Source organism: Shewanella hanedai, assembly GCF_007197645.1.
Lineage (GTDB): Bacteria > Pseudomonadota > Gammaproteobacteria > Enterobacterales > Shewanellaceae > Shewanella > Shewanella hanedai.
Map to the genome: position 1 here is coordinate 113,788 of NZ_VKGK01000004.1, position 15,230 is coordinate 129,017.

Genomic DNA, 15,230 nt, shown 5'->3' on the forward strand with positions numbered 1-15,230 from the left:
TTTAAATCCATATTTACACTTAATTTAACTGATTGCTTTTTCTTTGCTCTCTTACACATAAACCCACTTTAAAATAAGTGTATTAAAGCAATCTACCTGCTATCTTCGCCGCGAATTAGTGTCTTATATTAACTCACCATGTGGTTACCTTGGTCCTGATAGGCAACTAAGTTTCTAATCGATACCTTTAATAATTAATGAATTTATCTGCAAGGATAAATGAATAAAAGAAGAACTAAACCTTGATGAAAATAAATACAATCACTATCGCACTTACCAGCGTGATGTTCAGTGGCTATCTATATGCCACTGAAGCAATGCTAACGTCTGGTGTTGTCACTTTTGTTCCGGGAGAAACAAAAGCTCAGAACGGAGATATGGTTTCTTATAATGGCGAATGCTTTATTGCCAAAAACAACCCTGGTGTATGGGAATCCCCAAACGGAAGTTCATGGTTTTGGGATACTGCAGTATGTTCGGGTGAGCCTGAGCCAGAACCTGAACCTGAACCCGAGCCAGGACCAGATTTAGGCGATATTATTGCTTTTGTTCCAGGTAAAACTCAGGTTGCAAATGGCGTAGTTGTTTCATTTGAAGGCCAATGCTTTATTGCTAAAAACAATCCTGGTGTATGGGAATCGCCAAGTGCAGATTCATGGTTTTGGGATCTAACTGAATGTTCAAGCGAACCTGGCGAGCCAGAAGCAACCGAATTATCGATTCTGTCTCCAGTGGCAGGTCAGCAGCTAAAAGTTGACGCTGCGACGCTAATTCAAGCAAGCATTGACGGTGAATTAGCAGCAAGAGTTGAGTTTTGGGTGAACGACCAGAAGTTGTCTCAAAAAGCGATTGACCAGAGCCAGACGATTTACTCGCAAAGCTGGACGCCAAATGAAGCAGGCAGCGCAGCGATTAACGTGTTTGTATTCGACAAAGACAACCAAAAAATTGAACAGAAATCTGTCTCAGTCACCGTAGAAGCCGATGCTGAAGAAGATTTTACCGCACCTGTGGTGACATTCATTACACCAACCAGTGGTGCAACTTTCAACGAAATCGATACCGTCTCTATTTCTATTAATGCCACAGATGCTGATGATGATTTAACCACACTGCTTGTTACAGCCAATAGCAAACAAATTTGTACATTTGATGGCGCTCAAGTCGCCACATTTGCCTGTGACTGGCTGCCGACTCAAATCGGTAGCGTAACACTAAAAGCTGTCGCCATTGACGCTGAAGGACTGTCTTCAACTGTCAGTGTAAACATCAGCGTTGAAGAGGAAGCCGTTGAGCCGCCAGTAACACCACCAGGTGAGTTATGTACTGAATTCAATGTTTACCCAGACTGGACGCGTGGTGACCATGCAACAGGTGGTGACATTATGGTGCACAACAACATCGCATACTCTGCGATTTACTGGACTAAAACCCTTCCAGGTAGTGACGCCTCATGGGCTCTTCACCTCAATTGTGACGGCACTGAGCCAGGTACCGCACCGCTACTTGCGCTACAAAACCCGATGGATCCTGTCCGTCTAGAAGTGGCTGGTTGGCCAAATACCTTGGTGGTTGCGAGCCCATCATCGCTAGCACCAGTTACATTGACCATCAAAACGAGCAGCAGCGAAGCATTAGCTGATTTCGATAAGCTAACAGCGTCTTTCGTGTCAATTATGGAAATGGCTGCACAAGCGGAATCTTCATCCATTATCATCAGCAGTGATGTGCTTGATAAAGCCACACAAGATAAAGCCTTATCTTCAGGCAGTATTGCTGTTAAAGAAGCACTAACCACAGCGATGGATATCACTGGCAATAGCATTGACATTGATGACATCAACGCGCTTAGCAACGACGTGAAAGGCTGGGCTCAAGCTCACCACCTCATCATTGCTACCCTAGCGCCACAAGCAAGCTACGGTTGGTCTTTAAGCATTGGTGACTTTGCTTTCGATACGCATTCTGGTCGACAGTCTGTTTGGGATGAAGCATCGGTATTCACAGCCGATCTACTGGACAAGCTTGAATTATATAAAGCTGACGCTGCAAACAAAGCTGACTTTGTTGCCTTCACTAAATCAAGCTCAACAGCAGCCTTGTCAAATGAGCAATGGCACAATGCGCTAGAGTACGTGAAGCAAGTTACTGACTTTGTTAACACACCTGCAATGCTAGACAAGATCCCAACTAAGCAAGCCGCTCGTTACTTCATGGGTGACAAGACCAGCAAATCGCAAATTCGTAAAGCGGCATTCAGTAACGTATTTGCTATTTTGTTTGACAAAGACACTGCAGAATTGACAAGTAAAATTGAGCATTACCAAGCAGCTAAAATGCCACTCTACTATGTAGGTAAAACAACAGAAAGCGGCAATCTAACGGTTATTGAAGCATTAAACCGTGAGTTAGCGAACGCTGCAGATGCAATGAACAACACTGCATTTTTGTATGAAACGCCTCAATCACAATGGGTTCCGTCTACTGTTTACAAGTGGGCTGACTTCATGAAGGGCTTAAATGCAATGCATAACGTCGGTGTAGCTGGTAACAAGTTCTGGCTACTAGATGAAAGCCTTGATGATGCAACCAACATCAAATATGCAAAAGTGGCAATTGCAGCCTTCTTAGCACAAAGTATGCAAGAGACCATTCGCTACAATGCTTGTGATGAGAATAACTGGGCTGAAATTAAATATGGCGCAGCTACAGATTACCCAATGTCAGCGAGCTGTGGTCAACTTGGCCAGAAGTACGCAGATTACGGTGTGAACGCTGAGTCTGGTTTAGATTACGCTTACTCTTGTCCTCGTGATGATAAAATGGAAGTAAGTGCCTTTACTCATGCTAAATGGTATGGCGCTCCAGCTCCTGTTTTCGCAGCACCAAATGCAGTACTTGAAGAACGTGGCTTACTGGTTAACGGTAGCGTTGGCCGTTGGACTAACAGCGGTCACTGTAATGACGTACCCACATCAGTAGATACATCTAAGCAAGTATGGGAACGTGACGAATGTAAAACTTACGTTGACCAAAAAGCAGGTTCGTTTATTTGGGATGGCAGCAGCCAAGAAGACGTGCAAGGTTGTGGTTGGTGGGGTCGTGGTGTAATTCAAACTACCGGACGTCAAAACTTCGGTACGCTTAACCATTACTTAGGTCGTTCACATGTTGATCCTGAGACAATTGGTAAAACAATTGATGGTGTTACTGTTGAAGCACCACCTGAGAACCCGTTATACGCAGATCTAGATTTCTGTTCGAACCCAGGTCTAATTTGTAGCTCTGAAGAAAACAAAGAGATCAAGTGGATTGCAGGTCTGTTCTACTGGGTAACCTCAGTACAAGCATACCCTGACGAAACAGGTCAATACGGTAACTGGAACTACCATGAAGAACTTAAAAAGTATGTTGATGGTGGCATGAAAGGTACAGACTTTATTGATGACGTATCTGGTATTGTTAACCGTGGTTGTCCTGATTTAACCTGTTCAACGGGTGACGTTCACAACGTGAAAGAGCGCCGTGAGAACTTTAAGTTAGTACTAGAACAGCTAGGTCTTACTCCGCAATAAGCGCTTAGACATCACTTCCTTGTTAAAAACAATGTAAAAACAAAGCCAGTCAGTGCAAACTGACTGGCTTTGTCCTGAATAAATAGTGCTTAATAGGATCAGAGTCTGACCCTATTTACTCAGTTCACGATCCAAATACGTAACGCTACTAACAAAGGTACGACTATCGGAAATGATAAGTTTACGAAAGTGTATTTATTTCCGTTAACTCTTTGAATTGTTCTAGTAATGAACGCTGTTGTTCCGTTATATCCTGCGGAATTTCCACTTTAATTTTCACAAACAGATCACCAGTAGCTCCCTTACGATCCGTAACACCTTTACCCTTTATTTTGAACTTACGCCCCGGTTGAGTCCCTGAAGGCACTTTAAGCTTAAAGCGCTTATCCAATACGTTAACTTCAATCTCTCCACCCAGTGCCGCCATCACCATATCGACGCCCGTAGTATAAATGAGGTCGTTGTTTTCGCGTTCAAGAAACGCATGTTCGCGGGTTGCAATGACAAGCAATAGATCACCTGCGGCTCCACCATGCACGCCTGCACTACCTTTGCCAGTGAAACGTATTTTTTCACCGTCTTTAATACCTGCAGGGATCTTAACCTTTATCTTTTTAGTTTCTCCATTAACCGGTAATTCAACTACAGTCTCTGCACCTTGCACTGCATCAACAAAGTCCACAGTGAACACAAACTCTTTATCTTGCCCTTTTTGAGCTCGACTTTGTCCGCCTCTTGATTGAGAGAAAATATCATCAAAATCAAAACCACCAAAACCTTGACCACCAAATCCACGTTCACGCTGACTAAATCCGCCACCGTACGCGTCGTTAAATCCACCTTGGCCATTGTTTTCAATCCCTGCATGACCAAACTCATCATATTTACGACGCTTGTCAGTATCGGTCAGAATTTCATACGCTTCTTTAGCATTTTTAAATTTAGTCTCTGACACTGCGTCACCAGGATTTTTATCTGGATGGTATTTCATCGCCAACTTTTTGTAGGCTTTTTTTATCTCTTGATTTGAGGAGGCTTTTGAAACACCTAGCACGCTGTAATAATCTTGTTTAGACATGCTAAACCCTCATAATGTATATCGAAAAAAGGGCCATGAGTTTATCTGTGCCCTAAAAAGTAACAAGCTTGAGTATCTGCCCAAGCTTGTCTATACCCAAGCCACCTCAAGATGCTCGTTTCAGAGCCCCCGTAGGATAGCTGAACAAGGCAGTGATTGAGGATAATGGTTATTCCCTTATTAATATCACTAACATAGTGCAGGTATTCTACGGGAACTCCCAAAGGGCACGGCGAGAAGCAACATGTTTCTGCGTTATGAAAAAGTGAATTAGAATAACTAGTCCAACTATTTCATGCCTTGAACTCTGTCACTTCTCGACATGCTGAATCCTGCATCTTGAAGTAGCTTGGGTATACTCGCGCTATTATAATCCAAAAAGCCATTGCCACCCATCAATAATCAATGGCAACATTAGAGACTGACAGGGCTGTCAGATAAAAGCGATTTACCACGGAGAACACAGAGGGCAACGGAGAGGAGCAAAAGACAGAGAAGAGATAAAACCGCCAGAGCAAAAAGCTGGCTAAAGCCATTGAGTTAGTATTTCTCTCCAATTATCAAAATAAGTCAGTACAAACCCTTATATTTCAGTGAACTAGATCAATACACATTGAATCCTATAGATTTAGTAGGTTATTGTTTGCAGTTAGGGAATACTGGCAACTAGAAGCTCTTAAGAAAGAGTTAGAACAGCCATTCAAGCGAATGAAGGCAAGCAACCGAACCAATCTTCCCCTCCTGTTTTTCACACTAATAGCCGTGAGAGTGTGCCCCAAAAAACACCTAATTAGTTTGGTTTAATTGTGGGTGTCTTAGTTAATTTGTTGGCTTAGCCATTTAATATGGCTGGCTCTGTTTATGGTCTTTTATCAATGACCGCACTCATCTAGCAATACACCTGACTTCAAAACTCACATAATAACTATCAGCCTCAAAATCTGCTTTAGCATCGCAGGTAAATACTCGATGCTTCCAACGCCAGCGCGCATATCCATACTGAAGTCCTTGAAGAGACTTATCTTTTAATCCAAGCTCCATTAAACGACTATTTATATCATCAAATGATATATTAAAAAAAAAGCTTCTATGAGCGTCAAGCCAATTGCTTTTCAAAGTCGATGATTTGTAGATTATTTCACCTACGCCATTAGCAAACTTTGCACTAATCGTATGTTTGTTATTTGAATAGCTATTATCTAAAGAGGGGTCTCCATCGAAAGCTTGAAAAAAGTTTGCAGGCTTATTCGTAAGAATGTAATTCTGCTCCAACCTATCTAAGTTCATGGTTACAATTTGGTTACGACCTATAAACTCCAATGCATCTTTGGCCGTTCTAACACGATTAGGCGTATTCGTTAATAATACGGTTGGGTTAATATCTGGCTTAGTTTGAGGTGCTGTTACTGTTTGATGCTCTTTCCTTTCACAAGGCATATCAGTAAAAATGGCTTTCCCTGAACTATCTGTACATTGGTAAATATCAGCTAAAGCACAAAAACTTTGAAATGTGACAAACAGAACGATTAATAGTTTTACCATGGTTAATACGCTCCTGCATTGAGAATTCTAATTTGTTCAGCGTTATAATCGATATAACATTGTTGTAGTGCTATTTGAACAGTCAAAAAATTAACGATCTTAGTCACTTCTTCTCTTTCATTTTGAAAAGCACTGTCAAGTCGTAACATCGAATTTTTCAACTGCTCTTTCAGTGCCACTTGCTCACGAACCTTCTCACTCCCCTCTCGTTCATAAGACATAATGCGCAATCCTTTTGAATAAGGATCTTTAATTAGGTCAGTCCGTTGGCCGATGCTCTCACCATCGCAATAGTAGATCTTTAAAAATGATTTTAATTTGAGTTTAAATCTATCCTCAATATCTTTTTCGTCGCGAATGGCCAATTCTTGCTTCTTTTTATCTGCTTTAGAGGCATCTGTTTTGTAACTTCCTACTATTGCCCCCTGTCCTTGTAAAGGCTGATCTGAATAATGAACCTTGCCAGTTTCATCAACCCATTTATAAATATCTTGAGCAGAAACGGTACAAATTGGCAGAAGTATAAAAATAAATAGTATAAATTTAGACAATTCCATGTCCTTTTAAAAATAGAGTAAAGTGATTAATTTAAAAAATCGAAGTACTGCAAGTAATTCTGATCAGCCTAGAAAAACAAGACCTAAGTCGTCTTATCATCAAAAAGAGCAAAAAAACATAAAGGCAACATTAAGCCTACCGTCCATCAACATGGAAGTCCACGATAAAACCTGTTTAGATAAAAAGATGGGACAGCCACATCTTTTGTCTTTAAAGCTATCTAATACTAGGCTTTAAGTTATCTTGACTCAGCTTGGTATGGGATAGTTTTATGACTTCAGCTCGCCGAACACTAATCGAAGCAGAAACAACTCCACTCTATCACTTTATTAATCGTTTTATTAGAATGACTTACCTCTACGGTGAAGATAATATGACGGGGGAGAGTTTCGAGTGATAAATATGGGCAGAGTAAGGTTTACATCCACCCACAAAAAAGCGAACCAATCGGTTCGCTTTTTTAATGCTTTTAAATCTCACAGCCCGATGAAATCATTGAAGCCATAATTGCGTTGCTGGCGATGATAAGACAATGAAGTTTGACGTTTTCGCCGTGGAGTTGACTCCAGTCAAACTCTTTATTTCGAGACCTACGAAAACAGACCTGAGCCTTATTCTCACCCAATAAAAAACGCACCACTAAGGGTGCGTTCTAATCAAATGACGTTACTGCCGACGGTAAGACAAGGAAGCCGATGGTTATCGCCGCGGAGTTGACTGTTGTCAATGAGCAGCGAAAACCGGAGGCTGAAGCCGTATTACCGAGGTTAAGTAGTCATTTATTCGTAATCGGAGATTGGGGCACAGCTACACATCAAATTACGATCACCGTATACATCATCAATTCGATTAACCGTTGGCCAGAACTTGTTCTTCTTAACCGCTGCCGTCGGGAACACGGCAATCTCACGACTATATGGACGTGAATCAAATTCAGGGTCCATGATGTCAGCCAGTGTATGCGGGGCATTGTGCAGTGGGTTATTGTCCACCGGCCACTCGCCTGACTCGACGCGTGACACTTCGCCGCGAATAGAGATCATCGCTTCGATAAAGCGGTCAAGTTCAACCTTAGACTCAGATTCCGTTGGTTCAATCATTAAGGTGCCCGCAACTGGGAAGCTCATGGTTGGCGCGTGGAAACCGTAATCGTTAAGACGCTTTGCAATGTCCATCTCAGTGACGCCTGACGCTTCTTTCAACGGACGCAGATCAATAATACATTCGTGCGCTACGCGGTCATTACGACCAGAGTAAAGCACTGGATAGTGCTCAGATAGCTTCTTCATCACGTAGTTCGCGTTGAGCAGTGCCATTTGAGTTGACTGTTTCAGGCCTTGCTTGCCGAGTAACTTGATGTACATCCAAGTGATAGGCAAGATACCGGCACTACCAAATGGTGCAGCAGATACCGCGCCATTGTTGTCAGAATCTAAACCGTGCTTCACTACCGCATGGCCAGATAGGAAAGGTGCAAGGTGCTTTTTAACACCAATTGGGCCCATACCTGGTCCACCGCCGCCATGTGGAATTGCGAAGGTTTTGTGAAGGTTAAGGTGAGATACGTCAGCACCAATAAAGCCAGGTGACGTTAAACCCACTTGTGCGTTCATGTTGGCGCCATCAAGGTAAACCTGACCACCGAACTGATGAATCACTTCACAGATCTCGCCAATCGTCTCTTCGTATACACCGTGAGTCGATGGGTAAGTCACCATGATACAAGAAAGATTATCGGCCACTTCAGCAGCTTTAGTCTTAAGATCTTCCATGTCGATATTACCGGCTTTATCACAGGCGGTAACCACGATTTTCATGCCAGCTAGCTGTGCAGATGCTGGGTTAGTGCCGTGGGCAGACTGTGGAATAAGACAGATATTTCGGTGTGCGTCACCGCGAGACTCGTGGTACTGCTTAATCGTCAACAGACCCGCGTACTCGCCCTGTGCACCTGAGTTAGGCTGCAGTGATACTGCATCGTAACCTGTGATATCCACTAACCATTCAGAAAGCTCATTCAAGAGTTGTGCGTAACCTTGCGCCTGATCTTGTGGGCAGAACGGGTGCATGTTACCAAACTCTGGCCAAGTGATTGGCATCATCTCAGTGGCAGCGTTGAGCTTCATGGTGCATGATCCCAATGAGATCATTGAGTGGTTAAGGGCTAAATCTTTATTCTCGAGACGCTTGATGTATCGCATCATCTCGGTTTCGCTGTGGTAGCGATTGAACGTTGGGTGAGTCAGGATAGCATCTTGACGCACGAGTTCACTTGGAATTGATTTGCTGCCATTGGTCACGATGTCGCTATCAAGCTGAGCCACATCAAGGCCATGGCCTTCACCTAAGATCACATCGAACAACTGCGCCACATCTTCACGTGTCGTGGTCTGGGCTAAACTGACGCCCATCACGGCTGCATCGCTGTCAACCCGCAGGTTAATACCCGCAGCATCAGAGCGCTTGATGATAGCGGCAACATCGACGCCTTTAAGCGAGATAGTGTCGAACCAAGTGTTGTTAACCAGCTCTACGCCTTTAGCCGTTAAGCCAGCAGCAAGAATGTCAGTTAGACGATGGATACGCTCAGCGATAGTTTTAAGCCCTTGTGGGCCATGGAACACGGCAAAGAAAGAGGCCATGTTCGCAAGCAATACCTGCGCGGTACAGATGTTTGAGTTGGCTTTTTCGCGGCGGATATGTTGCTCACGAGTCTGCATCGCCATACGTAGGGCGCGGTTACCACGGGTATCTTGTGATACGCCGATAATACGACCCGGTAATGAACGCTTGTGGGCGTCACGTGTCACGAAGAACGCAGCGTGTGGACCACCGAATCCCATTGGAACACCAAAACGCTGTGAATTACCAAATACCACGTCAGCGCCCATAGAGCCCGGAGACTTAAGCACGACAAGTGACATCATATCGGCAGCAACCGATACAAGGGCTTTCTTCTCATGCAGTGCGGTAAATAGGTCAGTAAAATCAGTGATTTCACCAAAACGGTTGGTGTACTGGAATAGCGCACCAAAGATTTCGTGGTTCACGGCATCTTCAGCAGGACCAACAATAATCTCAAAACCAAAACACTCGGCGCGGGTCTTAATCACGTCTAGCGTTTGTGGGAATACATCATCAGCAACGAAGAAGATATTGGCTTTTTTGGCTTTCGATACACGCTTAGCCAGTGCCATTGCTTCAGCAGCAGCCGTGGCTTCATCGAGCAGTGATGATGACGCTAAGTCAAGGCCAGTAAGATCCATAGAAAGCTGCTGGAAGTTAAGTATCGCCTCTAGGCGACCTTGAGCTATCTCTGGCTGGTATGGCGTGTAGGCCGTGTACCAACCTGGATTTTCAAGCACGTTACGCTGGATAACTGAAGGGACTTCAGTGCCGTAGTAACCCATACCGATGTAGCTCTTATAGACTTTGTTCTTATCTGCGATACCGCGGATATAAGCCAGACCTTCGGCCTCACTCACATGATCGCCAACGGCAAGATCGCGGTTAAGGAGAATCGAACCAGGGACGATTTGCGCGGTAAGATCTTCTAGAGATTCAGCACCAACATAATTCAACATATCCTGACGTTGTTCGCTATCAGGGCCGATATGGCGACTGAGAAAGAGATCGTGTTGCTCAAGTTGAGTAAGCGTTTCAGTGGTCATGAATCTAATTCCATATTTGCCAGTATCCGCCTGTAGGGGGCTAAGTTACCGGTCTCGTTGTGGTGTAATTATACCTAAGCTACCTCAAGAGATGCGCAGTGGAGCACCTTAAAGTAGTTTAGGTATAAATAGGGTTTGTAATCGGGTAACCCTATAACGAACAAAGCCTCATTTTCGAAGAAATGAGGCTTTGTTTTTAATCGGCGATTACTCTTCGTCGATGACTGACTGATAACCTTCTGCATCAAGCAAGTTATCGACTTCAGTTAGGTCAGTTGGCATAACGCGGAAGAACCAACCGTCACCAAATGCATCGCCATTAACGAGCTCTGGAGAATCTTCAAGGGCTTCGTTTACTGCAACCACTTCACCAGATATTGGCGCGTAGATGTCTGAAGCCGCTTTGACTGATTCAGCAACAGCACAATCTTCACCAGCACTGATTGAATCACCCACTTCTGGAAGTTCAACAAATACCATGTCGCCCAATAACTCTTGAGCGTGATCACTGATCCCAACAGTATATGAACCATCTTCTTCTTTACGGATCCACTCGTGAGACGAAGCGTACTTTAGTTCAGCAGGAATGTTGCTCATTGTTCTTAGTCCTTATTCGATTATTCTAATTCTGAATGTTTAGCCAATTTATCGATTTTTGTATTTATAGGTACAGACGATAAAGCGCTTAATCATGTCTCTATTATTTGACAAGGTTAGCTGATATTTGATTTGAGTTATAGGAGATAGCGCGCAGTTGATATGTATCAATGAGCACTATCGACAACTAAATCGAATCAAATAGCGATAAACCCGTTAAATAACTAGAATGCTTGTTTTCCGTTACGTACAAAGCTTGGTGCGATCACTTTAACCGCTACGCGCTTCTTACGCATTTCGACTTCAGCCGTATCACCGATACTTCTAGGAACACGCGCCATGGCAATAGAGTAGCCTAACGTTGGCGAGAATGTGCCACTGGTAATGGTGCCTTGTTGCTCAGCACCATCAGCATCAGTGAAGAACACTGACATACCAGGACGGATAACGCCTTTGGCTTCCATAATCAGGCCAACCAGCTTTTCAGTTCCTGCGGCCTTAATTGCCGTTAATGCTTCACGACCGTTGAAATCACGATCAGCAGGTTCCCATGCGATAGTCCACCCCATGTTAGCCGCAAGTGGATTAACCGTTTCGTCCATATCTAGGCCGTAAAGGTTCATGCCCGCTTCTAAACGTAATGTATCACGCGCACCGAGTCCACAAGGTTTAACACCGGCTTCAAGTAATGCTTGCCATAGGGCCTGCGCTTCATCTTCAGGAACAATGATTTCGTAGCCTGTTTCGCCAGTGTAACCTGTTGTCGCAATAAAGAGTGAGCCTGCTTGCACACCGAAGAAAGGCTTCATGCCTTCCACTGCGGCATTTTGCTCAGCATTAAATACGGTCGCTGCTTTGGCTTTTGCGTTAGGGCCTTGAACGGCAATCATCGCCAGTTCAGGACGCTCAGTGATCACCACGTCGAATCCGTTAACCTGCTCGGCAATCCAAGCTAAGTCTTTTTCACGGGTCGCTGAGTTAACCACAATGCGGTAATGAGTGTCAGAAAGGTAATAGGTGATGAGATCGTCAATGACGCCAGCATTATGATCTAACATGCCGCCATAAAGCGCTTTGCCCGGCACCTTAAGTTTTGCCACATCGTTTGCTAATAATTTACGTAGGAAAGCACAAGCATCGGTGCCAGTCACATCAACAACAGTCATGTGCGACACATCGAACATGCCCGCGTCTTGACGTACTGCGTGATGTTCTTCGATTTGAGAACCGTAGTTCAGTGGCATATCCCAACCGTGGAAATCTACCATCTTAGCGTCTGATTCTAAGTGCTTGTTAAAGAGTACTGTTTTATTAGCCATTATAATCTCTTCTTTTATGCCCTTTTCGGGTCTTACCTGGCGTAGGGTAACTCAGGCCAGTGTGTTTTTCGCATTCGACATGTTAATCGAATGCGACAGATAAGATGTATCAGACCCATCAAGGGTCTTAAAATGCGGCGAAATTATACCTTGCATCTTCATTTTGTATACAAAAAAATTTTCTAATCCGAGTCGTTTTATCATTACTTTTTCTCATGTGAAACATTCGTTATTTTAGTGTTTGAAAAATGTTTACAGAAAAAATAAGAACAAGTTACTGAAAAGTCAGACTTATTACCCATAAGTCTGACTTGTGCCTATTGAGCTTTACATAGCTTAGGCAGGCTGTTTTTGTTGCCCATGGCTTGTTGCATAAACAGTGTTTTCACAGGAGCAATATTATCGACCAGATTTAGGCCGAAATCACGCAACGCCTTCTTAACGGGGTTGCTACCTTCGAACAATCGCTTAAAACCTTCCATCGCGGCGATCATCTCCAGCGCGTCGGCCTTACGCCAGCGCTCTAATGAACGAAGGTTTGCATAATCACCAATGTCTTTTCCTTCAAGCTTTAGCTCACCTAAGGTCTGAATAATGGCGGCAGCATCAAGCAAGCCCAAGTTAACCCCTTGGCCCGCTAATGGATGAATAGTATGCGCCGCGTCACCAGCCAAAAACAGACGATGACGACCAAAGTGACGGGCATAACGCATGCGCAGCGGGAAAGCTTGTGGCTCACACTCTAACTTGCACATTCCCATACGGCCATCGAACTCAGCCGTTAAGGTACGCTCAAGTGTTTGTGAGTCGCTCTCCAGCAGTTGCTTGGCTTTTGCCGGCGGCACTGACCAGACGATAGAGCAAAAATTAGGCTCATAAAGTGGCAAAAAAGCTAATGGGCCATCTTTAAGGAATACCTGACGGGCTGTATCTTGATGGGGGATTTCGGTGCGCACGGTAGCAACAATGGCATGGTGGCCATAATCCCAGAATGTCATCGGGATCTTGCACTGCTCACGTACCCAAGAATTAGCGCCGTCGGCACCAATGACTAATGCGGCACTGATGTTTTCACCATTATCTAAGGTTAACCAGGCTTCACGCTCACCGAAGGCTATTTTATCTAATGCGTGATTTTCGATATGGGTTATCTCATCGAACTCAGCGGCTCGCATAGACAGTGCATGGGCAATGTTATCATTTTCGATAATGCTACCGAGGTACTGCTCACTCAGGCTGTGGGCATCGAAACTAATCTTACCTATGCTATCTTTATCCCACACGTCCATCTTTTGGTAAGGACTGAGGCGGTCGTCATCGAGATAAGCCCAAGCGCCGATATTTTGCAGTAACCGCTGACTTGCCTTGTTGATTGCACTGACCCTAAGTTTAGGCTCACCAGTGACGGTAGGAGTCTCTCCTGCGTCGATAACCACAACACGAAAATTCTCCATAGCCAAGCCAACCGCAGTGGCTAGGCCAACCATGCCACCTCCAACAATCGCCACGTCATAGGTTTTAGTGCTCAACATTTCTTTTCCTTAAATTTGGTTTATTAACTTATACCAATCAGTATTACGCCTTCCAGCCCATTGCAGTACGAGCAACAGGCGTTTTAAGAGGCGGTAGCCACGACAGCATTCTCAGGCCTAAGCTGCGCCCTGCCACTAAGGGCCAATAATCATTTGAGAAACCACGTACTAAGAACTCGATATTCGTCATGGTCTGTTTTCTATCTTTTTCGCGGCTATTCAGATACGCATAAGTCACTTGTGTGCTACCCAAGTCAGCTGGAGCGGCACTGGTCTCATCTAATAAATGTTGTTCAATCACCTGAATCAAACTCACCAGATCACGTAAGCCTAAATTAAAGCCCTGACCCGCAATGGGATGTAGGGTTTGGGCGGCATTACCGATAAACACGGTTCTGTGATAGATGGGTTTTGACATATAAGAGAGCATTAGCGGGTATGAATAGCGCTCACCCACTGCGGTAAATTGACCGGCACGGGAGCCGAAAGCTTGCTGAAGCTCAATCAAAAACTGATCTTTAGGGATACTGAGCAAGCGCTTTGCTTTGTCTGGATTTAATGCCCAGACTAATGACTTTCGCTCAACCCCTTTAACCGATGACATGGGGAGTAGTGCTAATGGTCCGCTATTGGTAAAACGCTCATAGGCCCAATTTTCATTGATCTTATCGGTTTCAACATGCGCTAGCTCTATATTGGCAATGATCGCCACTTGCCCGAAATCCACTTGTTCTAACGGCTGTTTAAATGCCGCTCTCACTTTAGAGTTCACTCCGTCCGCCGCCACCAATAATGAAGCACTTAGGCGGGTGCCGTCGTCAAGAGTTAACAGCTGCGCATCAATGGTTGCCTCCACAGAGGCCAGCTTATTGGGACAGTAAAGTGATATATCGGCTTCATCGAGCAGTTTGAACAGCACCTGCCCTATTCGCTCTAGCTCAACCACCTGACCTAAATGATTAAGGTGAAAGGCTTCGGCATTAAGCTCCGTCATTCCCATGTGACCACGGTCTGAGATATGAATATTATCTATTGGCGTGCCTAAGTACGCCAATTTAGGCCATAGGCCAAGTCGAGTTAACTCAAAGATAGAACCGTGGGCAATAGCGATAGAGCGGGCGTCGAACCCTGGATGGTCTTGATTGGGATGGTGCGCTTCGATTAACGCGATTTTTAAAGGACGTTTAAGTGATTCCGACAAAGCTTTAAGGCCAAGGGCTAATGTCGCCCCAGCCATTGCACCACCTACGATGGCGACATCGACACTTATATAATTAGCATCTTGTTCAGTTTGCGCTTTCATTAACCTTCTCTATTTCGTCACAACATGGTTAGCTGCGACGATAGACAATTAACAT

The 15,230-nt window shown here is 44.4% G+C and carries 10 protein-coding genes; 2 read left to right on the plus strand and 8 right to left on the minus strand.

The window, feature by feature from the left end:
• Positions 1–245: 245 nt before the first annotated feature.
• Positions 246–3,575: a cellulose-binding domain-containing protein gene (locus FN961_RS05105; RefSeq protein ID WP_229814662.1), complete on the plus strand. Its 3,330-nt coding sequence runs from the start codon at positions 246–248 to the stop codon at positions 3,573–3,575.
• Between the two features lie 181 nt (positions 3,576–3,756).
• Here the strand turns inward: FN961_RS05105 and FN961_RS05110 are convergent, their stop codons facing one another.
• The 3 genes from FN961_RS05110 to FN961_RS05120 all read right to left on the minus strand — a co-directional run bounded on the left by FN961_RS05110 (position 3,757) and on the right by FN961_RS05120 (position 6,746).
• A complete protein-coding gene (locus FN961_RS05110; protein ID WP_143563474.1) occupies positions 3,757–4,653 on the minus strand; it encodes a DnaJ C-terminal domain-containing protein in 897 nt (298 codons plus the stop codon).
• Between the two features lie 885 nt (positions 4,654–5,538).
• Positions 5,539–6,195, minus strand: a complete 657-nt coding sequence (locus tag FN961_RS05115; protein ID WP_143563476.1) for a DUF4124 domain-containing protein — start codon at positions 6,193–6,195, stop codon at positions 5,539–5,541.
• 2 nt (positions 6,196–6,197) lie between these two features.
• Positions 6,198–6,746 (minus strand): DUF4124 domain-containing protein, encoded by a 549-nt coding sequence (locus FN961_RS05120; RefSeq protein ID WP_185972731.1) that lies wholly within the window; start codon positions 6,744–6,746, stop codon positions 6,198–6,200.
• A gap of 278 nt (positions 6,747–7,024) precedes the next feature.
• Here FN961_RS05120 and FN961_RS26040 point away from each other — a divergent pair, with 278 nt between their 5' ends.
• Positions 7,025–7,150, plus strand: coding sequence for a hypothetical protein (locus FN961_RS26040; RefSeq protein ID WP_373293388.1), 126 nt, complete (start codon positions 7,025–7,027; stop codon positions 7,148–7,150).
• 382 nt (positions 7,151–7,532) lie between these two features.
• On the opposite strand, the gene gcvP is transcribed toward FN961_RS26040, so the two are convergent.
• The 5 genes from gcvP to ubiH all read right to left on the minus strand — a co-directional run bounded on the left by gcvP (position 7,533) and on the right by ubiH (position 15,175).
• Positions 7,533–10,424, minus strand: coding sequence for an aminomethyl-transferring glycine dehydrogenase (gcvP, locus tag FN961_RS05130; protein WP_143563480.1), 2,892 nt, complete (start codon positions 10,422–10,424; stop codon positions 7,533–7,535).
• Between the two features lie 207 nt (positions 10,425–10,631).
• On the minus strand, positions 10,632–11,021 hold the full coding sequence (gene gcvH / locus FN961_RS05135; protein WP_143563482.1) for a glycine cleavage system protein GcvH: 390 nt from the start codon (positions 11,019–11,021) through the stop codon (positions 10,632–10,634).
• 224 nt (positions 11,022–11,245) lie between these two features.
• Positions 11,246–12,340 (minus strand): glycine cleavage system aminomethyltransferase GcvT, encoded by a 1,095-nt coding sequence (gene gcvT / locus FN961_RS05140; protein ID WP_143563484.1) that lies wholly within the window; start codon positions 12,338–12,340, stop codon positions 11,246–11,248.
• Positions 12,341–12,657: 317 nt separating this feature from the next.
• Positions 12,658–13,872 (minus strand): FAD-dependent oxidoreductase, encoded by a 1,215-nt coding sequence (locus FN961_RS05145; protein ID WP_143563485.1) that lies wholly within the window; start codon positions 13,870–13,872, stop codon positions 12,658–12,660.
• Between the two features lie 43 nt (positions 13,873–13,915).
• Positions 13,916–15,175: a 2-octaprenyl-6-methoxyphenyl hydroxylase gene (gene ubiH, locus FN961_RS05150; protein WP_143563486.1), complete on the minus strand. Its 1,260-nt coding sequence runs from the start codon at positions 15,173–15,175 to the stop codon at positions 13,916–13,918.
• Positions 15,176–15,230: the final 55 nt, after the last annotated feature.